The 1,039-nt window shown below is 67.8% G+C and carries 1 protein-coding gene; it reads left to right on the forward strand.

Annotated elements, in window-relative coordinates; all coding sequences use genetic code 11:
• The first annotated feature begins 137 nt into the window (after positions 1-137).
• A complete protein-coding gene (locus ACFY23_RS31765; RefSeq protein ID WP_387039149.1) occupies positions 138-1,016 on the forward strand; it encodes an IS5 family transposase in 879 nt (292 codons plus the stop codon).
• Positions 1,017-1,039 lie beyond the last annotated feature (23 nt).

Raw genomic sequence — 1,039 nt, forward strand, 5'->3', positions numbered from 1 at the left:
CTAAGGCGTGTTTCAGAAGTGGGAGGGTCTGATCGAGGTCACGGCGTGGCGGTGATCGACAACTGAAGAGGTCTCCGGTAACTGGTTCTGCGACCAAGCAAGAACTTCATACCGGAGACCTCGTGCCCAGCGTAGCGGTGACGAGGCGGCATGACCTGACCGACAGGCAGTGGGCTGTTCTGGCTGCGCTGCTGCCTGCCGCGCCGACGACAGGTCGTCCGCCGAAGTGGGAGAAACGACAGCTCATCGACGGGATCCGGTGGCGGATCCGGATCGGTGCCCCGTGGCGCGATGTCCCGGCCGAGTACGCGCCCTGGCCCACCGTCTACGGCCTGTTCCGCCGCTGGCAGCGTGACGGGACCTGGGACAAGATCCTGTCCGCGTTGCAGGCCGCCGGCGACGCGCAGGGGCGGATCGCCTGGACGGTGAGCGTGGACTCGATGACCAGTCGCGCCCACCAGCACGCCGCCGGCGCCCGCAAGGACGGTCATCTGCAGAAGGAGTCACCCGGCGGCGTGCACGACGAACCGGCCGATCACGCGCTGGGCCGATCGAGGGGCGGGCTGACCACCAAGACCCATCTGGCCTGCGAACAGGGACAGAAGGTCCTCTCCCTGATCGTGACCGCCGGGCACCGTGGAGACAGCCCGCAGTTCATCCCCGTCCTGCGCCGCATCCGCGTGACCCGCCTGGGCGTCGGCCGGCCCCGCACCTGCCCCGACCTGGTCCTGGCCGACAAGGCCTACACCAGCCGCGGCAACCGCAGCCACCTACGCTCACGCGGGATCAAGGCCTGCATCCCCCGCAAGACCGACCAGGACGCCCACCGCAAGGCCAAAGGCTCCAAGGGCGGCCGCCCACCCGTGTTCGACAAGGACCTCTACCGGCTACGCCACGCCGTCGAGAACAGCATCAACCGGCTCAAACGCCACCGCGGCGTCGCCACCCGCTACGACAAGCTGGCAGTCCGGTTCCAAGCCATCCTCACCATCACCATCATCACCGAGTGGCTCTGACCGGCTTATGAAACACGCCTTAG

It is taken from the genome of Micromonospora sp. NPDC000121, from assembly GCF_042899165.1.
Lineage (GTDB): Bacteria > Actinomycetota > Actinomycetes > Mycobacteriales > Micromonosporaceae > Micromonospora.